This is a genomic window from Curtobacterium sp. MCJR17_020 (genome assembly GCF_003234365.2).
GTDB lineage: Bacteria > Actinomycetota > Actinomycetes > Actinomycetales > Microbacteriaceae > Curtobacterium.
Map to the genome: position 1 here is coordinate 219,504 of NZ_CP126260.1, position 18,521 is coordinate 238,024.

Below are 18,521 nucleotides of genomic sequence, written 5' to 3' on the forward strand. Positions count from 1 at the left end.
TTCTGGCAGTATCGGATCACATGTGCGGGAGTTCCGCCCCACGAGCCGCCGACGAGGAGACGCCCACGATGATCATCGACGCCTACAACACCACCCAGGACCGCCGCGGCCGCAGTGACTACCTGAGCGGCGTGCGCCCGGGCGAGGAGCCGCCGGCGTACACGCCGTTCGACGCGAACCGGATCCTCGACCGCATGGACGCCGCGGGGGTCGACCGCGCCATGGTCTGCTCGCTCGCGCAGGGGATCGAGAACGACTTCCTGATGGACCTGGTCGCCGCGCACCCGGACCGGCTGTTCGGCTTCGGCCAGGTCATGCCGCAGTGGGAGAACGCGACCGACGAGATCCGTCGCTTCGCCGAGGGCGGGCTGGTCGGCCTGAAGCTGCACCCCAGCCTGCACGGCTACCACGTCGCGGACCACGGCCTGCTCGACCCGCTGTTCGAGGTCTGCGCCGAGCTCGGCCTGCCCGTGCTGATCAACGCACTCGACGACGCGTTCTGTGCACCGTTCTCCATCGAGGAGATCGCGAAGAACTTCCCGACGGTGCCGACGATCATCGCCCACATGGGTGCGGTGTGGAACGTGCCCGAGGCGATCATCGTCGCCGAGCGGAACCCGCACGTCTACCTCGAGACCTCGGCCACCCTGATGTCCGACGTCAAGCGGGCGTACGCGCGCCTCGGCGCGGAGAAGATCCTGCTCGGATCGGAGTGGCCGGGCAGCGACTTCGACCTCGAGCGCATGAAGATCGCGAAGGCGATCCCGGACGAGGCCGACCGGGCCCTGGTCGAGGGTGGCAACATGGCGCGGATCCTGGGCTGGTCGTGAGCAGCGGCTCGCCCGCGTCTGACCGACCGGTGCTCGCCGGCCCGCCGTCCGGGATGGGCGCCGCGGACCAGGAGCTGCTCCGGATCGCGACCGACGTGCTCGACCGGCGGTACCGCACGGGGGTGCACGAGGTCGCCGCAGCACTCCGGCTCGCCGACGGCAGTGTGGTCACCGGGCTGCACGTCGAGGCATCGGCCGGTCGCGCGTCGGTCTGCGCCGAGTCCGCTGCGCTGAGTGCGGCCGTCGTCGCCGGGTCGCCGGTGGTGTCGGTCGTGGGTGTGCTCCGCAGGCCGGGCGGGACGATGCACCTGATCGAGCCGTGCGGGGTCTGCGCGGAGCTGCTCGGTGACCACGCGCCCGACGCCCGGGTGTGGGTCGCGGTCGGGGACGGGTTCGGGCCGGTCGGGGTCGCCGAGCTGCTTCCCTTCCGGCGGCGGCGGAGCGCGCGGGCGGCGGCTGGAGCGGCGGCGACGCCGTTCGGTTCGGCGACGCTGTCCGGCTCGGCGACGCCGTTCGGTTCGGCGACACCTGAGGTTTAACGCCCCCGAAACACCCCGGACCCGTGCGGTGTCGGATCCCGTCAGAGGATGACGGCGACGGCGCGCACCGGTCCCCACCCGCTGCACGATCCGTCCCGGAAGGAACCACCAGCATGCTCGCCGTCTCCGGCAACCCCGTCCTGATCGTCGTCGACATCCAGGGCGGAGCCGCCTCGACGATGCCCACGCCCGGCATCCCCGTGATGGGTGGCCGTGCCGAGCGCGCACCGCGAGTGCGTGACCTCATCGAGCACTGCCGCTCCTCGGGTGTGCCCGTCGTCTTCATCCAGGAGGTCCACAAGCCGGACCTCGTCGACATCGGCCGTGAGCTCGACGGCGCCGAGGGTCCGCACTGCATCGAGGGCGAGGAGCAGACCGAGCTGGCCTCGTGGATCGACCCTCGGCCCGAGGAGTTCGTCATCCGCAAGCGGCGCTACTCGGCGTTCTTCGGCACCGAGCTCGAGATCGTGCTCAAGGCGTACAAGGCCGGCACCGTCCTGCTCGTCGGCGGACTCACCGACGTCTGCATCCACTACACGGCGGCCGACGCCCACCAGCACGACTACGCCGTCCGGGTCCTGACCGACTGCGTCGCCGGGTCGAGCGAACGCGCGCACGACGCGGCACTGGAGGCGATCGGGTACCTGCAGCGGGACGCCCTCGTGACCGCCGCGGACGTGCGCACCTGGCTCGACGAGCGGGAGCCCGTCGGTGTGTGAGGCGGCCGGGCGGTCCGCGCGGATCGTCGTCGGGCACGTCCGGACGATGGACCCGGTGCAAGCGACTGCCGAGGCCCTGCTCGTGGTCGGCGACCGGATCGCGGCCATCGGGACGCTCGACGACGTGCGGGCGGCGGCTCCGGAGGGCACGGCCGAGGACCACGTCGAGGGCACCGTCCTGCCGGGGCTCACCGACGCCCACGCGCACGCGCAGCGCGCCGGACTCAAAGCGCTGCAGCTCGTGGACGGCGACGCCGACGCAGCGACGTTCTCGGCCGCGATGCTCGCCGACGGCGACGCGGACCCGGACGCCCCGGACTGGATCGGGGACGCACCGCCGACACTCGGGGACCGGCTCGCCGCGATCCGCCGCATCCAGCCGCTGCTGCACGCGATGGGGTTCACCGGTGTCGTCGACCCGGCCGTCACGCTGCCCGAGCTCGAGGGGTACCGGGAGGCGCACCGGCAGGGACTCCTGACCCTGCGCGTGGTCGCGATGCCCTACCCCGAGCTCGGCAGTGCAGCGGTCCCCGACGTCGATGCGGCCCTGGCGGTGCTCGACTCGATCGACGGCGTGACCGGTGACGGCGACGACCGCCTCCGGCTCGGCCCGGTCAAGGTCTACTACGACGGCGAGGGCATGAAGGGGCAGGCGCTGCTCGAACGGCCCTGGACCGGCGACGACCACGGCGTGCAGCGGATCTCGGCGGCTGACTTCGCACGCCTTGCAGCGTCGTGCGTGGCCGCGGGGTGGGGACTCGGCGTCCACGCGGTGGGCAGTCGTGCGGTCGCCGAGGTGCTCGACGGGCTCGAGGCAGCGGAACGGGACACGGGACGATCGGTCGCCGGACTCCGCTGCCAGCTCATCCACGCGTACCTCGAGCCGAGCGTCGCGAGCGCCGACCGTGCGGCACGCCTCGGTGTCGTGGCGTCGCTGCAGCCCTCGATCGCCTGGAAGAACGCCGCCGGGCTGCAGCGCCGGCTCGGCAGCCGTGTCGACGAGGTCAACCCGATGCGGACCTGGGCCGACGCCGGTGCCACGGTCGCCATGGGCTCGGACGCGCCGTACTTCCCCTTCGACCCGCGTGAGGTGGTCCCCGTCGCCGCGGGCCGTCGGATGCGCGGCCTCGACGAGCCGATCGGCCCGGCACAGGCACTCTCGGTGCTCGAGGCGGTCGAGGCCTACACGCGCGGTGCCGCACACGCGTCCTTCGCCGAGGATCGCCGCGGCGTGCTGCGCGCCGGCGCCCTGGCGGACTGGGTGCTGCTCGATGTGGACCCGGCTGCGTGCACGGTCGACGAGTTCGCCGCGGCGCGGGTCCTGCGCACCGACGTCGGCGACGTGACGGTCTTCGACGCCGCGGTTCGTCCCGGGCAGATGTAATCCACTCGAAACATAGTTGGATGCGGATTGTTCTAAATTGGATCCAAGTTGGACCCGACCCTGGGACTGACTCCCTGGCATCACCCCGAATCCCACTGGAGGACAGCACCATGGTGAGGAAGCGCATCCTCGTCGGCGTCGCGTTGGCGACCGCCGTCGGACTCTCCCTGAGCGCGTGCACCGCGTCCGGCTCCGCTGACGGCGGCGACAGCTCGTCGAGCACCGACACGATCAACGCAGAGCTCTGGTACGCCCCGGCCACCTTCGACCCCGCGAAGGCCTCGGCCAGCTCGGACGTCGAGGTCGCACGACTCGGCTTCGACACCCTGCTCCGGCAGGGCGAGGGCGACGACGGCGGCTACATCGGCGGGCTCGCGACGAAGTGGGACGCCGAGTCGGCGTCGAAGTACGAGTTCACGATCCGCGACGGCGCCACGTGCTCCGACGGCACCGAGATCACGCCGACGGTCGTCGAGAAGTCCTTCGAGTACCTGGTCGGCCTCGACGACTCGGGTGCGCAGACCTGGAAGAACCAGGCCTTCGGCTCGGGTGACCCGAAGTTCACCGCCGACGACGCCGCCGGCACGCTGACGATCTCGCTCAGCGAGCCGTACTCGCAGCTGCTCGGCGGCCTGACCCGCCCCGGTACCGGGATCATCTGCCCGGCCGGTCTCGCCGACACGAAGGGCCTCGCGGCCGGCACCGTCGACGGCGCCTGGTCCGGCCCGTACACGCTCGCGAAGTCCTCGGCCGGCAAGAGCGTCTCCTACGCGCTGCGGTCCGACTACGACGCCTGGCCGGCGTGGAAGACCGTCACCGGTGAGCCGGCCAAGACGATCAACCTGACCGTGCAGGGCGACTCGAACACGAGCGCCAACCTGCTGCAGTCCGGCGGTGTCGACGTCGCACGCTTCTACGACTCGAACGCCGAGCGCTTCAGCGGCGACGACTACTCCACCGTGAAGTTCGCCAGCTCGGCCTACAACCTCGTGTTCAACGAGGCAGAGGGCTCCGGCTCGGTGTTCGCCGACGACCAGCCGCTCCGTGCCGCGGTCGCCCAGGCGATCGACACGAAGGGGTTCAACAACGCCGGTCTCGACGGACTCGGGGTCGAGCAGAACACGGTGAACGCGGCGAGCTACCGCTGCGCGGTGGACGACTCGTCGCTCGTGCAGTCCTACGACGCGAAGGCCGCGACGAAGGAGCTCACGGGCAAGACGATCCGCCTGCTCATCATGTCGAACTGGGACCCCGCCGCCGACTTCCTGGCGGAGTCGCTGCGGAACGCCGGTGCGACCGTGAAGGTCTCGGCACCGGACCCTGCCGACTGGACCAAGCAGATGCGCACCGAGCCCAAGACCTGGGACGTCGCCGTGGCGGCCGAGGACGCGCAGACCGGGCTGATCAACACCTCGATCGCGCGCTACGTCGGACCGACCTACGCCGAGGGCGGCACGAACGTGTCCTCGAGCGACAACCCCGAGGGACTCGCGGCCTACCAGGCGGCGATGGCCACGTCGGACGCCGACCAGCAGTGCGAGGACTTCGCCACCGCGCAGAAGTCGATCCTCAAGCGTGTCGACATGACCCCGCTCATCACGGACACGCACCGGTACGTCGCCCGCAAGGGCTTCGAGACCCACGTGTTCTCGGGCTACTGGGACGTCTCCGCGATGCGGATCGTCTCCTGATCGCCTGACCGAACGAGCGCCACGCAACGCGCAACGCGCAACGCGCAACGCGCAACGCGCAACGCGCACCACCGCACCACCCAGCCCGGACCGGAGCACCAGGAGGACCCGCGATGAGCACCACCACCGTCGACCATCTCCCCGTGCCCGGTCCGGGCACCCCCGGGTCTCCGGGAACCCCGACCGCCGCCGCACCCCGGGCCGCGAGCCTCGGTGGCGCATGGCGCCGCTTCCTGCTCCGCCGTGCCGTCGGACTCGTCATCAACCTGGCGCTGCTCGTCCTCGTGACGTTCCTCATCGTGCAGCTCATCCCCGGCGACCCGGCAACGGCCATCGCCGGCGACACCGCGACGCTCGCCCAGGTCGAGCTCGTCCGGCACCAACTCGGTCTCGACCAGCCGATCCCCGTCCAGCTGTGGCACTACGTCGCCGGCGTCGTGCAGGGCGACTTCGGTGACTCGTACAAGTACCGCGCGCCGGCGATGGACATCGTCATGACGGCCGTGCCGTACACGCTGACGATCACGATCGCCGCGGTCCTGCTGCTGCTCGTCCTCGGACTCGCACTCGGCATGACCGTCGGCGTCCTCACCCGCGGCGACCGGCACCGGTGGCTCGACGTCTCGTTCTCGGCGGTCACCGGCCTGATCTCGTCGATCCCCACGTACGTGCTCGCCACCGGGTTCGTCGTCGTCTTCGCGGTCCTGCTGCACGTGCTGCCGCCCGCGTACTCGCCGGCCTACGACTTCGGCGCGGCGGCGGTCCTGCCGATCGCCTCGCTCACCGTGGGCGGCACGTGCTCGGTGGCCCGTATCGTCCGCCGTGAGACCGCCGTCATCCTCGAGCAGGACTACATGCGCACCGCCCGCGGGTGGCGGCTGCCGGCGCTGTCGATCTACGCCAAGCACATGCTGCCGAACCTGCTCACCACCGCACTGACGCTGTCCGGGATCATCCTGACGGCCCTGCTCGGCTCGGCACTCATCACCGAGGCGGTCTTCGCGTGGCCGGGCCTGGGCGGCGTCATCGTGCAGGCGATCGCGGTGGACAAGGACTACCCCGTGATCCGCGCCGCGGTCTTCGTGATCGGGCTCATCTCGCTCGTGATCACCCTGGTCATCGACATCATCCTGGGTCTCATCGACCCGCGCACCCTCGGGGAGAAGCGTGGCTGACACCATCACCGCCGTCCAGGCGGCCTCGACCGACCCGGCATCGCGTCCCCGCACCTTCGCGTGGAACGGCGGGCTGATCGTCGGCTTGGCGATGTTCGGGCTGATCCTGATCGTGGCGGTCGTCGCACCGTTCGTGTTCGGCGCCCAGGCCACGGGCATCGGCGGTACCTCTGGGCTGGGGTCCACCGCCGAGCACCCGCTCGGTACCGACACCCTCGGCCGCGACATGCTCGCGCGCACCCTGGTCGCCACCCGGGCCACGGTCCTGATGGCGCTCGCCGCCACGGCCCTGTCCGCGATCGTGGGCATCGCGCTCGGCATCGGCGTCTGGCTCGCCCCCCGGCGGGTGCGCGAGCTCGGGCTGCGCGGGATCGAGTTCGCGGTCAGCTACCCGACGATGCTCGTCGCGATCATCGTCGCAGCGATCCTCGGGCAGGGCATGGTGCAGGTCGTCGTGGCCATCGCCGTCGCGAACATCGCCGGCTTCGCCCGTCTGACCGCCAACCTGGCGGCGAAGATCTCCACCAGCGAGTACGTCACCACCGCACGCCTGATGGGGGTCCCGGCGCACCGGGTCGCCATGCGGCACGTCCTGCCGAACATGGCCGAGCCGACGCTGATCCTGATCGCCGGCGCCTTCTCCGGCTCGCTCGTCGAGATCTCCGGACTGTCCTTCATCGGCCTCGGCGCGCAGACCCCCGCGTTCGACTGGGGAACCCTGCTCAACGACGGACTCGACCGCATCGTGGTGAACCCCGTCGTCATCGTCGGCCCCGCGGTCGCGCTGACCTTCGCCTCCCTCGCCGCCCTGCTCGTCGGGGACGGACTGGCCGCTGCCGCGAACCCGCGGTCGAACACCACGCGGTCCCGCACCACCCGCGCGACCGGCCCGTCGACGCTCGCGGTCGAGGACGACGCCGTGCTCGTCGCGGACGGCATCTCGGTGCAGCACGCCGCCAGCGGACGCGCCCTGGTCAAGGACGTCTCGTTCACCATCCGGCGGGGCGAGGTGCTCGGGATCGTCGGCGAGTCCGGTTCGGGCAAGTCGTTGACGGCCTCGCTCGTCGCCAAGCTGCTGGGCGAGGGGCTCGAGGGCTCCGCGCGGCGGCTCGAACTCGGCGGCGTCGACCTGCTCGGTCGTGTGCCGGACCGCGTGCTCGCATCCCGCATCGGGCTGGTCTACCAGGACCCGGGCACCGCGCTGAACCCGGCCATGGTGCTCGGCATCCAGTTGTCCGACGTGCTGCGGATGCGGCTGCGACACAGCCGACGTGACGCGATCCGACTCCTGACGCAGGGCTTCCGCGCCGTGATGCTGACCGATCCCGAGGGTCGACTGCGCCAGTACCCGCACCAGCTCTCCGGCGGCATGAAGCAGCGGGCGATGATCGCGTCGGCGATGAGCACGAAGCCCGACCTGCTCATCGCGGACGAACCGACCACCGCCCTCGACGTCACCGTCCAGCGTGAGGTGCTGACCGTGCTCAAGCGGATGAACGAGGACTCCGGCACCGCCGTGCTGTTCATCTCCCACGACCTCGGCGTCGTCCGAGCACTGTGCGACCGGGTCCTGGTGATGCGGAACGGCGAGATCGTCGAGCGCATCGACGACGTCGCCGGGCTCTCCCCGGACACCGTCGACCACCCGTACACGAAGCAGCTCCTGGCGGCCACTCCGGTCGTGACGGTGCCCACGGAGTCCACGCGCACCGAGCAGGCGGAGGCACACGCATGACCGACACCACGACGACGCGCGAACGCCGCGCAACCGACACCGGCACGGCCCCCATGATCGACGTCCGCGCCCTCGACGTCGCGTTCGGCTCGACGACCGTCCTGCACGGCGTCGACCTCCGCCTCGAGCGAGGTCGCACCGTCGGCGTCGTCGGCGAGTCCGGCTCGGGCAAGTCCACCCTCGCCAAGGTCCTGGTCGGCACCGTGAAGCCCGCCTCGGGCAGCGCCGCGGTGGACGGCGTCGACCTGACCGCGGCCGACCGGTCGACCCTGCGCGGGTACCGCCGCCGGATCCAGATGATCCCGCAGGACCCGTACTCGTCGCTCTCGCCGCGACGGACCGTCGCGCAGACCCTGGCCGAGGCGATCGACCCCGTCCGCCCCCGGGTCGCCACCCACGAGGACCGCATCGGCGGCTGGCTCGAGCGGGTCGGGCTGTCCCGGGACATGATGCACCGCTACCCGCACGAGTTCTCCGGCGGGCAACGGCAGCGCATCGCCATCGCCCGCGGCCTCGTCATCGACCCGCACCTGGTCATCGCCGACGAGATCACCTCGGCGCTCGACGTCTCGGTGCAGGCGCAGATCCTGGAGCTGCTCGCCGACATCAAGGAGTCCCTCGGCCTGACGATGATGTTCATCTCGCACAACCTGGCGGTCGTGCAGCGTGTGAGCGACGAGGTCGTCGTGCTGTACCAGGGTGAGGTCGTCGAGGCCGGTCCGGTCGAGCAGATCTACGCCGATCCGCAGCACTGGTACACGCGTCGTCTCCTCGACGCGGACCCCGGTTCCGCCCGTTTCAGCCTGGCCGGCTGACCGACCCGGAAGGCCCGCTGTGGCGGCACGACTCCCGACGACCCCGCACGCCGACGGCGTGCTCCGACTGGTCGGCGCGACCCTGGTCGACGGCACGGGTGCGCCGCCCCGCGCCGACGCCGAGGTCGAGCTGCGTGACGGCGACGTCACCTACGTCGGTCCACGGCGCGCCCCGGCTGCGGACGTGCCGACGGTCGACCTGACCGGCCGGTGGCTGCTGCCCGGCTTCGTCGACGCGCACGTGCACCTCAGCATGGTGCCGACGACGCCCGAGGAACAGCGGGCACGGTTCCCGGAGGAGCACGTGCTCGAGGTCGCCGAGGTGCTCCGGAGCACCCTGCACGCCGGCGTCACGACCGCGCGGGACCTGGACGGGCTGACCCCCGGCTACCGCGACGCCGTCGCCCGGGGCACCGTCGTCGGTCCGCGCCTGCACCTCGCGATCGCCATGCTCTCGCCGACCGGTGGCCACGCCGACCCGGTCCGGCCGAACGGGTCGCTGCCGGCCTGGGCCGTCCGGCCGGGCATGCCCGCGCCGGGCGTCGTCGACACCGACGAGGACGTCGTCCGGACGGTCCGCTCGCTGCTCCGCACCGGCGCCGACGCGATCAAGGTCTCCACGTCCGGAGGGGTCGGTTCGCCGACCGACGACCCGGACGACGTCGGCATCACCGAGGACCAGGTACGGCTCGTCGTCCACCTGGTCGGCGAACGCGGCGGCCGCCCGGTCACCGCCCACGCGCTCACCGACGCCGCGGTCCGTGCCGCCGTGCTCGGCGGAGCCGCCAGCATCGAACACGGCTACGACCTGCACGACGACACCATCGCGCTCATGGTCGAACGCGGCACGGTGCTCGTCCCCACCCTCAGCACGCTCCTGCGCGAACTCGACCCGTCCACCGCCTCTGCGGAACGCCTCGCACAGCGCGCGGCACTGCACGCTCGCGGCCTCGACAGCGTGCGACGTGCCGTCGCCGCCGGCGTGCCCGTCGCGCTCGGCACCGACGCGGGTGTGCACCCGCACGGTCGGAACCTCGCCGAACTCGCCCGCCTCGTGCAGGTCGGGCTCTCGCCGCTCGACGCGATCACGGCCGGCACGCTGCAGGGTGCCCGGCTGCTCGGTCTGGAGGCCCGGCTCGGCTCCGTCGAGCCCGGCAAGGCCGGTGACCTGGTCGTCTCGGGCGTCGACCCGCTCGCCGACGTCGGCGCGCTGGCCGACGCTGCCAGCGTGCGCGCGGTCCTGCAGGCGGGTCGTGTGGTCAAGGACCTGGACGGACTGGTGACCACGGCCTCCTGACCGTGGCGCCACCCGCGCAGCCGGCGGTGGTCAGCGCAGCGCGGCCACCGCGCGCTCGATGACGGCGACGACCCGGTCCGGAGCGGCGTGCGCGACGGCGTGACTCGTGTCGACCTCGTCGACCACTGCACCCATCCGGGCGACGAAGTCGCGCTGGATCGCGGGCAGCAGGTGCCGGTCGCTCGTGGCGACCAGGTACCAGCTCGGGCGGGTCCGCCAGGCGGGCTCTGCCGTGGGCTGCTGGAAGGCGGCGTCGGCGGTGACCCGCCCCTCGGCACGTGCGGCGAGCAGCACGTCCTCGGGCACGTCCCAGGCGAGCGCCAGCCGCGACTCCTCGTCGTCCTGTGCGATCCACTCGCCGGCCGGGCCGCGGTGCATGTACTGCGAGACGAGAGCGGGTTCCCGGGTCTCGACGATCCCGGAGACCGACTCGCCCGCGTCCGGAGCGAAGGCCGCGACGTAGACCAGTCCGACGACGCGGTCGTGCGTGCCCGCGTTCGTGATGACGGCGCCGCCGTAGGAGTGGCCGACGAGCAGGACCGGGCCGTCGATGCCGTCGACCAGGGCGCGGACCGAGGCCTCGTCGTCGCGGAGCGAGGTCATCGCGTTGTCGGCGAGCGTGTACGGGATGCGGCGGTCGCGCAGGAGCGGGGCGACGGACGACCAGGTGGACGGCGAACCGCCGGCACCGTGGACCAGGACCACGTGGACGCTCATGCGTCGGTCGCCACGGCGAGGGGGAGCAGGACGGTCGGAGCGGGAGCGGCCTCGCGCCCCGCGAACGGCACCGGCTGGCAGACCATCAGGTAGTCGCCGGGCTCGACCTCGGACAGGTCCGCGTTCTCGAGGATCACGACGCCGGCGCCGCACAGGGCGACGTGTGTCGGCCACGCCTCGGTGTGTGCCGGGGCCTCCATCGTCATGTAGTCGATGCCGACGAACCGGACCCCGCGGTCGACCAGCCACTGCGCGCCGCTCGGGCCGAGGCCGACCCACGTCTCCGACCGCTCGTTCCGGGTCAGCGCGTCGGTCGAGTTGCGCGTGCGGAACAGCACGCGCTCGGCGCCGGCCGCACCCGCCTCCTCGAGGTCGTCGGCGGTGATCTCCTCGACGACGTGTCGCAGGTCGAGGACGCGGACCGGGCCGACCACGCTCTCGAGCGCGATCTCGTCGACGGTCGTCGCACCGGGCACGAAGTGCGACGGGGCGTCGACGTGCGTGCCCGTGTGCGCACCGATCAGCCAGCGGGACACGTCCGACGGGTACCCGTCCGCGATCTCCTCGACCATCTCGAAGGTGGGGCGCCGGCCCCAGTGCAGCATCTCGGGGGAGATGGGGATGTTGATGTCGATCGCGTCGGTCATGGCGTCCTCCCGGAACTCCGGCACAATGGATTCGGATTGGCACAAATTGTATCCAATCAAGCCGGAGGTGCAAGGGCATGGCGAAGACGTTCGACGGGGCGGTGTGGACCGGAGCCGCACTCGGGGGCCGGCCACGCGGGCTCGTGCCGCTCGTACTCGGGTGGGAACCGATCCCCGAGTCGATCTCCCTGCGGGGCGGCGATCCCGCACGCTTCCTGCTCGAACCCGTCACCGCCGCGGCCGTCGTCTTCGACCACGGCTGGGTGCTCCTCGACGGTGGGTTCAACGTCGACCGCGTGCGCGACCCCGAGGAGCGACCCGCGCACTACGAGTACGAGAGCTACACGGCGGTCGTACCGCCCGGCGACGCGCTCGCCGAGGGGGTCGCGGCTGCGGGACTGGCGTGGGACGACCTGGCGCTCTGCGCGATCTCGCACGTGCACCTCGACCACACGGGCGGCCTCCGGCTCGTCCCACCGGGCACCCCGGTCGCGCTGCAGCGACGGGAGTGGGACTGGTTGCAGAGCGGCATCGGTCGGCGGGAGACGGTCGTCGTCGACGACGTGCTCGACGCCGACGTCCGGGTGTTCCTGCTCGACGGGGACACGGGACTGGCATCCGGCCTGACCGCACTCGACACCCGCGGTCACACGCCGGGGCACCAGTCGTTCCGCGTCGACCTGCCGGATCGGACCGTGGTGCTCGCGTGCGACGCCGCCGACCTCGAGCGGAACCTCACCGAGCGGACTCCGTGTGGGTGGGTGGGGAGGGCCGGGGACGAGCTCGAGGCGCAGCGTTCGATCGACCGGCTGGCGGACCTGGCCGCCGAGCCCGGCGTCGAGGTCTGGCCCGGGCACGACCCCGAGTGGGCGGCCTGGCGGCGCTGAGCCTGCGGGTCCGAGCCAGCGGGGCACCGTGCTCGGGATGGGTCACCCTGCCCGCGGTGGTTGCTCCGGCAGTGCGGCCCACACATCCGCCCAGACGAGCTCGAAGTCGACGGGCGCGAGCCGATGCGCCCGCACGGCCAGCTCCAGGATCGAGAGCGCGTCGAGCGACCCGGCGAGGAGCCGCTCGTCGCCGTGCACCTCCGGCCGACCGTTGCCCAGGAACGTGGTCACGGTGACCGATCGCACCCGCGGACGGAGCCGCCGAGTGGCCCGGCCGAGGACGACGAACCCCGCGGCGTACAGCGCGAGTCCGACGGGCATGCCCGCCGCCGGCACCGAGACCGCCAGGACCACGACCACGAGCGCGGTGAACGCCCCGACCGCGGGCCAGACGTGCCATGCCCGGAGCAGCAGGCGTTCGCTCGTGTTCGTCCCGGGTGGGAACACGACGAGTGTCCGCGAGGTCCACATCGTGCGTCCCACCGGCCGGATCGTGTACCGGCCCCACAGGTGCGGCCCGTCGATCAGGCGGTCGCGGACCGACGTCGCCGTGGTCACCGCTCCACCGGCAGGAGCTCGGCGCGGACGGGCACGGCCGTGCTGACGACGTCCCGGTGCCGGACGGTCGTGAGGCAGGGGAAGCAGACCAGGTCACCATCGCGGACATCGGCCGGCAGCGGAGCCGGGAGGCGGTGGAACGGACCGTCGGCCTGACCGTCACATCGGGTGACGACGTACATCGTGGCGAGGGGAGCGGTGCTCCGGCGTCCGATCAGGCGCACCTGGTCGAGCACGGCGCAGGTCGGCAGGACCGCGTCCAGTTCCAGGAGCACCACCCCGGTGCGCGGCCGTCGGACCCGGGTGACCGACGCGACCGCGACGCTGACGTCTCGAGGGGTCCAGCCGCGCGGGCGGTAGCGCGGCGGCGACTGCTCCGCGGTGTGCACGCTCGGGGTGCCGGTCAGGTCGGCGAGCCGGACCATCGAGATCGCGGCGACCACCAGGTCGTCGGTGGTCGCCACGGTGTGGGCCGGCCACAGGACCGGGTCCATCGGATCCGGCAGGGACGCACGGAGCGTCGGCATGATCGCTGTCAGTGTCACACCGGACACGCTCCCGTGCGGACAGGCAAGGGGGAAGGTGCCCTGACGGAACCCCTACGCCCGAGTGACGACTCCTGACGGTCCGCTCACTCGATGTCGACGTCCCGCTTGCCGCGCCGCACGATCAGCGGGTCCGGCTTGCCGATCACGTCGACCGCCTTGTCCGGGTAGTCGAACTGCGTCAGGAAGTACCGCATCGCGTTGAGTCGGGCGCGCTTCTTGTCGTTCGACCGCACGATGGTCCACGGTGCGTACCGCTTGTCGGTCCGGGTGAACATCGCCATCTTCGCCTCGGTGTAGTCCTCCCAGCGGTCGAGGGACAGCAGGTCGATGTCGGACAGCTTCCACCGGCGCACCGGGTCGAGCTGCCGCATCGCGAAGCGGGTGCGCTGCTCGCGGCGCGTGACCGAGAACCAGAACTTCGTCAGGTGGATGCCGGAGTCGACGAGCATCCGCTCGAACTGCGGCACCTGGGTCATGAACGACTCGTACTGGTCGTCGTCGCAGAACCCCATCACCCGCTCGACGCCGGCGCGGTTGTACCAGGAGCGGTCGAACAGGACCATCTCGCCGGCAGACGGCAGGTGCTGCACGTAGCGCTGGAAGTACCACTCACCACGTTCCCGCTCGCTCGGCTTGCTGAGCGCCACCACGCGCGAGGTCCGGGGGTTGAGGTGTTCGGTGAACCGCTTGATGGTGCCGCCCTTGCCCGCGGCGTCACGCCCCTCGAACAGCACGACGACCTTCTGACCGGTGTCCTCGAGCCAGTACTGGCACTTCAGGAGCTCGATCTGCAGCTGGTACTTCGCGTACTCGTACTCCTCGCGCGGCAGTCGCTCGTCGTACGGGTAGTCGTCGCGCCACGTCAGGACGGGGTTGCCGTGCGGGTCGATGAGGTCCGGGTCGGCGGTGTGTCCGTCCGCGACGCTGTAGCCCTCGGTCCGGAGCTGCTCGATGTACTCCCGGAGTGGTTGCGAGTACGGCGCTGTGTCCACGGTGTCTCCTCTGCCCGCCGATCGGTCGGCTGGTCCCATCCCATCCTGTCCTGTGTGACCCGACAACTGCCCAACCGGACGTGTCCCTCAGGTGACCAAGCGGCTGCGTGATCCGACGCGGTAGCGTTCTCGATGGCCTGTCCCCGACCCGGATCGAGCAACGATGCCTGACGTCCACCTGCCTGCCGCCGACCGCTACGAGCAGCTCCCGTACCAGCGCGTGGGGAGGAGCGGCCTCATGCTGCCGCGCATCTCCCTCGGCCTGTGGAACAACTTCGGCGCCGACCGCGCACTCGCCACGCAGCGCGACATCGTGCTGCACGCCTTCGACCGCGGGATCACCCACTTCGACCTGGCGAACAACTACGGTCCGCCTGCCGGGTCCGCCGAGGAGCAGTTCGGCCGCATCCTCGAGTCGGACCTGCGTCCGTACCGTGACGAGATCGTGGTGTCGACGAAGGCCGGCTACGACATGTGGCCGGGCCCGTACGGCGACCGGGGTTCCCGCAAGTACATGCTCGCGTCGCTCGACCAGTCGCTCGGGCGCCTCGGGCTGGACTACGTCGACGTCTTCTACTCGCACCGTCCGGACCCCGAGACCCCCATCGAGGAGACGGTCAGCGCCCTCGTGACCGCGGTCCGTTCGGGCAAGGCGCTCTACGCGGGCATCTCGAACTACGACCCGGCGCAGACTGCCGCGGCAGCCGAGGCGCTCGCCGCCGAGAACATGCACCTGCTCATCCACCAGCCGCGCTACAACATGTTCGACCGGGTCCCCGAGGACGGGCTCTTCGACGAGCTCACGCGTCTCGGAACCGGTGCGATCGTGTTCTCGCCGTTGGCCGGTGGGCTGTTGACGGACCGCTACCTGGACGGTTCGGTTCCGGTCGGGTCGCGTGCGGCCGAGGGCCGCTGGTTCGGTGCGGACCGCATCGACGACGAGTACCTGACCACGGCGCGGGCGCTCAACGACATCGCGGTGGCGCGCGGGCAGACGCTCGCGCAGCTCGCGATCACGTGGGTGCTCCGGCAGCCCGCCGTCACGTCGGCGCTGGTCGGGGCATCGAGCGTTCGTCAGCTGGACGGCACGCTCGACTCCCTCGCGGGTGCCCCGCTCACCGACGAGGAGCTCGCGGCGATCGACGCGTTGGTGCCGCGCGGCTGACGCACGCCGGATGCAGTGGGCGTGACCCCTGGACGGACGGGAGGTGGACCCCACCCGCCGGTACCGGCGCACCGCGCCAGCGGGGCGACGGCCGTGACGGGAGGTGGGCCCCACCCGCCGGTACCGGCGCACCGCGCCAGCGGGGCGACGGCCGTGACGGGAGGGACGGTGCCAGCTGGCACCGCGCCTCCCGTCTCTCGGTGGGTTGCCCCTAGACCGCCGCGGTCGCCTCGTCGCGGTGCGGGAGCTTCCAACCCGGGCGCACGAAGTGGCAGGTGTACCCGGCGGGGTACTTCTCGAGGTAGTCCTGGTGTTCCTCTTCGGCCTGCCAGAAGTCGCCTGCGGGCTCGACCTCGGTGACGACCTTGCCGGGCCAGATGCCCGAGGCGTCGACGTCGGCGATCGTGTCGCGCGCGACCTGCTCCTGCTCGGGCGAGGTGAAGAAGATCGCCGAACGGTACGCACGGCCGACGTCGTTGCCCTGGCGGTCCTTCGTCGACGGGTCGTGGATCTGGAAGAAGAACTCGAGCAGGTCGCGGTACGAGATCACCGACGGGTCGAAGACGATCTCGACCGCCTCGGCGTGGTCACCGTGGTTGCGGTACGTCGCGTTCGGGGTGTCTCCGCCCGAGTAGCCGACGCGGGTGCTGATGATGCCGGGACGGCGGCGGAGGAGCTGCTGCGCTCCCCAGAAGCAGCCGCCGGCGAGGATGGCGGTTTCGGTGGTGGTCATGGTGGCCTCCTGAGGTCGTCGTGCCGCTGGCTGCGGCACCGTGTGGTGCAACCGGCAACCGGGCTGCGGTGTTCCCGTCGTCGGGCGGATGTCGGGTCGCGTCAGTTCGTGGTGTCCTCGAGCGCGTCGAGCGCGGCCACGTCGTCGGCCGACAGCACGAAGTCGACGTCGGCGTTCGCGGCGATGCGCGACGGGGTGGTGGACTTCGGGAGCGGCAGGACGTCCTTCTCGAGCAGGAAGCGGATCGCGACCTGGGCGACGGTCTTGTCGTACTTCGCCGCGATCTCGGCGATCTGCTCGTTCTCGAGCAGTCCGCCGGTGGCGAGCGGGGAGTAGCCCTCGGTCAGGATGTCGTGCTCGCGGTCGAACGCGGTCGTCTCGTCCTGGGTGTTGCCGATGAACCAGCGGATCTGGTTGGCGTGCGGGACGACGTCGGTGCGGCCGAGCAGGTCCTCGAGGTCGGCGACGGCGAAGTTCGAGACACCGATGCTCTTGGTGCGGCCGGCGTCGTAGAGCTCCTCGAAGACCTTCCAGACCTCGACGTTGCCGTCGCGGTGGTCCGAGCCCATGTCGCTCCAGGGCCACGGCGCGTGGATCAGGTACAGGTCGACGTGTCCGAGGTCGAGGTTGCGGCTGGACTCCTCGAAGGCGTCGCGGGCGCCGGACGCGGTCTTGACCTCGGCCGGCAGCTTCGTGGTGATGAAGAGTTCGTCGCGGGGGATGCCGCTGTCACGGACGGCCTCGCCGACGCTCGCCTCGTTGCCGTAGGCCAGGGCGGTGTCGATGTGACGGTAGCCGGCGTCCAGGGCGGTCTTCGTGGCGTCGTAGGCGTCGTCGCCGGACGGGATCTGCCAGGTGCCGAAGCCGATCTTCGGGATGTGCAGGCCGTTGGACAGGATGAACGTGTCGGTGAGAGCGGGCATGCGACGGACAGTACGCCGCGGGTTGGTGGACGTGTGGAGCGCCGCCACCGCGCACCGCGCCCCTGCACGGGCATCGCGCCCCGACTCACGTGGGCGCGATGCCCGCCTGGGGGCGCGAACGCGTCAGGCGACGGTCGACTGTCAGCGCGTGCGCGCGCCGATGCGCGGCAGCACGAAGCCGAGGACGATCATCGCGACGGCGAGGAACGCGTGCAGCACGTTGTCCGCGCTGTTCAGGGGGACGAAGTTCGCGGGGTCCGCCATGCCAGCCGTGAACAGACCGTAGACGAACAGGACCGCGTAGACGATGCCGCCGACGATCAGGTACAGGCGAGCGCCCGACGCCGAACGGGCTGCGATGAGTCCGACGATGCCGAAGAGCAGGTGCACGATGTTGTGCAGGACCGACACCTGGAACAGGCCCAGGAGCAGGGCCATGGAGCCGTGACCGGCCATCGACATCGAGCCCATGTCCATCGTGAGCCCGGGGATGAAGCCGGCGATGCCGACGATCAGGAAGACGACACCGAAGAGGAGCGCACCCTTCTGGGTCCACGTCGAGCCGGTGCGGTTGCGAGCGGTTGCTGCGTTGCTGGTCATGGTGAGACCTCTCTTGTCGAGCGCGCCACGGATGTTGCGCACAGGGTGTTCGGGGCCGATGCGCAGTCGGATTGCAGGGGGCATCCGATTTCCGAACATGCGGGTGTCCGCTGAACCGGCCCGCATGCCCCGCTGCCTACGCTCCGCCGTACGGCAACACCGACGGAAGGCAGCACCATGGCAAGCGGAGTCGCAGCGGTATGGGTCCCGGTCACCGACATGCAGCGGGCGATCGCGTTCTACCGCGACACTCTCGGACTGACGGTCACGGACGAGTCCGACGACTGGAGCGAGATCGACGCGAACGGCTTGATGATCGGCCTGAACGGCCGTGAGTCGGCGAGTCCGTCGAGCGGCGGGGGAGCGGTCATCACGTTCCAGCCGGACGGGTCGATCGAGGACGAGTTGGCCAGCATCCGCGAGCGTGGTGCGGACGTGCAGGGCGAGATCAGCGAGCACTCGTGGGGCAAGATCGTCCCGTTCAAGGACAGCGAGGGCAACGACCTGCAGTTCTACGCGCCGCCGCAGGGCTGACGCGACCCCAGGACGGACGGGAGGCCCGTGGC

The 18,521-nt window shown here is 71.2% G+C and carries 20 protein-coding genes; 12 read left to right on the forward strand and 8 right to left on the reverse strand.

The annotated features are described in order from the left end of the window. Nucleotides 1–20: 20 nt before the first annotated feature. From DEJ14_RS01070 to DEJ14_RS01110, 9 genes are all read left to right on the forward strand, one after another. Nucleotides 21–830: an amidohydrolase family protein gene (locus DEJ14_RS01070; protein ID WP_207901098.1), complete on the forward strand. Its 810-nt coding sequence runs from the start codon at nt 21–23 to the stop codon at nt 828–830. Beyond that, the gene (locus DEJ14_RS01075) at nt 827–1,369 is read left to right on the forward strand and encodes a cytidine/deoxycytidylate deaminase family protein (protein WP_220036455.1); all 543 of its coding nucleotides are present in this window, start codon (nt 827–829) and stop codon (nt 1,367–1,369) included. The genes DEJ14_RS01070 and DEJ14_RS01075 overlap by 4 nt, the downstream gene beginning before the upstream one ends. A gap of 113 nt (nt 1,370–1,482) precedes the next feature. Beyond that, the gene (locus DEJ14_RS01080) at nt 1,483–2,088 is read left to right on the forward strand and encodes a cysteine hydrolase family protein (RefSeq protein WP_111086471.1); all 606 of its coding nucleotides are present in this window, start codon (nt 1,483–1,485) and stop codon (nt 2,086–2,088) included. Nucleotides 2,089–2,143: 55 nt separating this feature from the next. After that, nucleotides 2,144–3,472, forward strand: coding sequence for an amidohydrolase (locus DEJ14_RS01085; protein ID WP_146249820.1), 1,329 nt, complete (start codon nt 2,144–2,146; stop codon nt 3,470–3,472). 110 nt (nt 3,473–3,582) lie between these two features. Further along, nucleotides 3,583–5,163 carry an ABC transporter substrate-binding protein gene (locus DEJ14_RS01090; protein ID WP_181437633.1) on the forward strand — a complete coding sequence of 527 codons (1,581 nt, stop codon included), beginning with the start codon at nt 3,583–3,585 and terminating at the stop codon, nt 5,161–5,163. Nucleotides 5,164–5,276: 113 nt separating this feature from the next. Continuing rightward, complete coding sequence (locus tag DEJ14_RS01095) at nt 5,277–6,338, forward strand: ABC transporter permease (RefSeq protein ID WP_111086468.1); 1,062 nt, start codon at nt 5,277–5,279, stop codon at nt 6,336–6,338. Continuing rightward, complete coding sequence (locus DEJ14_RS01100; RefSeq protein ID WP_235035917.1) at nt 6,331–8,073, forward strand: dipeptide/oligopeptide/nickel ABC transporter permease/ATP-binding protein; 1,743 nt, start codon at nt 6,331–6,333, stop codon at nt 8,071–8,073. The genes DEJ14_RS01095 and DEJ14_RS01100 overlap by 8 nt, the downstream gene beginning before the upstream one ends. Then, nucleotides 8,070–8,888: an ABC transporter ATP-binding protein gene (locus DEJ14_RS01105; RefSeq protein ID WP_111086467.1), complete on the forward strand. Its 819-nt coding sequence runs from the start codon at nt 8,070–8,072 to the stop codon at nt 8,886–8,888. The genes DEJ14_RS01100 and DEJ14_RS01105 overlap by 4 nt, the downstream gene beginning before the upstream one ends. A 19-nt stretch (nt 8,889–8,907) precedes the next feature. Further along, on the forward strand, nt 8,908–10,185 hold the full coding sequence (locus tag DEJ14_RS01110) for a metal-dependent hydrolase family protein (RefSeq protein ID WP_111086466.1): 1,278 nt from the start codon (nt 8,908–8,910) through the stop codon (nt 10,183–10,185). A gap of 30 nt (nt 10,186–10,215) precedes the next feature. On the opposite strand, the gene DEJ14_RS01115 is transcribed toward DEJ14_RS01110, so the two are convergent. Beyond that, nucleotides 10,216–10,902: an alpha/beta fold hydrolase gene (locus DEJ14_RS01115; protein ID WP_111086465.1), complete on the reverse strand. Its 687-nt coding sequence runs from the start codon at nt 10,900–10,902 to the stop codon at nt 10,216–10,218. After that, nucleotides 10,899–11,549 (reverse strand): cyclase family protein, encoded by a 651-nt coding sequence (locus tag DEJ14_RS01120; protein WP_111086496.1) that lies wholly within the window; start codon nt 11,547–11,549, stop codon nt 10,899–10,901. Before DEJ14_RS01120 ends, DEJ14_RS01115 begins: the two co-directional genes overlap by 4 nt. Before the next feature lie 77 nt (nt 11,550–11,626). On the opposite strand from DEJ14_RS01120, the gene DEJ14_RS01125 reads away from it, so the two are divergent. Next, nucleotides 11,627–12,436, forward strand: a complete 810-nt coding sequence (locus DEJ14_RS01125; protein WP_111086464.1) for an N-acyl homoserine lactonase family protein — start codon at nt 11,627–11,629, stop codon at nt 12,434–12,436. Nucleotides 12,437–12,478: 42 nt separating this feature from the next. Here DEJ14_RS01125 and DEJ14_RS01130 read toward each other — a convergent pair whose 3' ends face one another. From DEJ14_RS01130 to ppk2, 3 genes are all read right to left on the reverse strand, one after another. After that, nucleotides 12,479–12,994, reverse strand: coding sequence for a DUF6611 family protein (locus DEJ14_RS01130; RefSeq protein WP_111086463.1), 516 nt, complete (start codon nt 12,992–12,994; stop codon nt 12,479–12,481). Next, entirely contained in the window at nt 12,991–13,539 is a 549-nt protein-coding gene (locus DEJ14_RS01135; protein WP_111086462.1) for a hypothetical protein, read from the reverse strand. Before DEJ14_RS01135 ends, DEJ14_RS01130 begins: the two co-directional genes overlap by 4 nt. A gap of 86 nt (nt 13,540–13,625) precedes the next feature. After that, complete coding sequence (ppk2, locus tag DEJ14_RS01140; RefSeq protein ID WP_111086461.1) at nt 13,626–14,573, reverse strand: polyphosphate kinase 2; 948 nt, start codon at nt 14,571–14,573, stop codon at nt 13,626–13,628. Between the two features lie 124 nt (nt 14,574–14,697). Here ppk2 and DEJ14_RS01145 point away from each other — a divergent pair, with 124 nt between their 5' ends. Next, the gene (locus tag DEJ14_RS01145) at nt 14,698–15,699 is read left to right on the forward strand and encodes an aldo/keto reductase (protein WP_111086460.1); all 1,002 of its coding nucleotides are present in this window, start codon (nt 14,698–14,700) and stop codon (nt 15,697–15,699) included. A gap of 211 nt (nt 15,700–15,910) precedes the next feature. Here DEJ14_RS01145 and msrA read toward each other — a convergent pair whose 3' ends face one another. The 3 genes from msrA to DEJ14_RS01160 form a co-directional block, all read right to left on the reverse strand. Next, the gene (gene msrA, locus DEJ14_RS01150; RefSeq protein ID WP_111086459.1) at nt 15,911–16,432 is read right to left on the reverse strand and encodes a peptide-methionine (S)-S-oxide reductase MsrA; all 522 of its coding nucleotides are present in this window, start codon (nt 16,430–16,432) and stop codon (nt 15,911–15,913) included. A 101-nt stretch (nt 16,433–16,533) separates the two neighbouring features. Beyond that, the gene (locus DEJ14_RS01155; protein ID WP_111086458.1) at nt 16,534–17,355 is read right to left on the reverse strand and encodes an aldo/keto reductase; all 822 of its coding nucleotides are present in this window, start codon (nt 17,353–17,355) and stop codon (nt 16,534–16,536) included. 141 nt (nt 17,356–17,496) lie between these two features. Further along, nucleotides 17,497–17,955, reverse strand: coding sequence for a DUF4383 domain-containing protein (locus DEJ14_RS01160; protein WP_111086495.1), 459 nt, complete (start codon nt 17,953–17,955; stop codon nt 17,497–17,499). A 177-nt stretch (nt 17,956–18,132) separates the two neighbouring features. Between DEJ14_RS01160 and DEJ14_RS01165 the strand changes: the two genes are divergently transcribed. Continuing rightward, the gene (locus DEJ14_RS01165; RefSeq protein WP_111086457.1) at nt 18,133–18,489 is read left to right on the forward strand and encodes a VOC family protein; all 357 of its coding nucleotides are present in this window, start codon (nt 18,133–18,135) and stop codon (nt 18,487–18,489) included. Nucleotides 18,490–18,521: the final 32 nt, after the last annotated feature.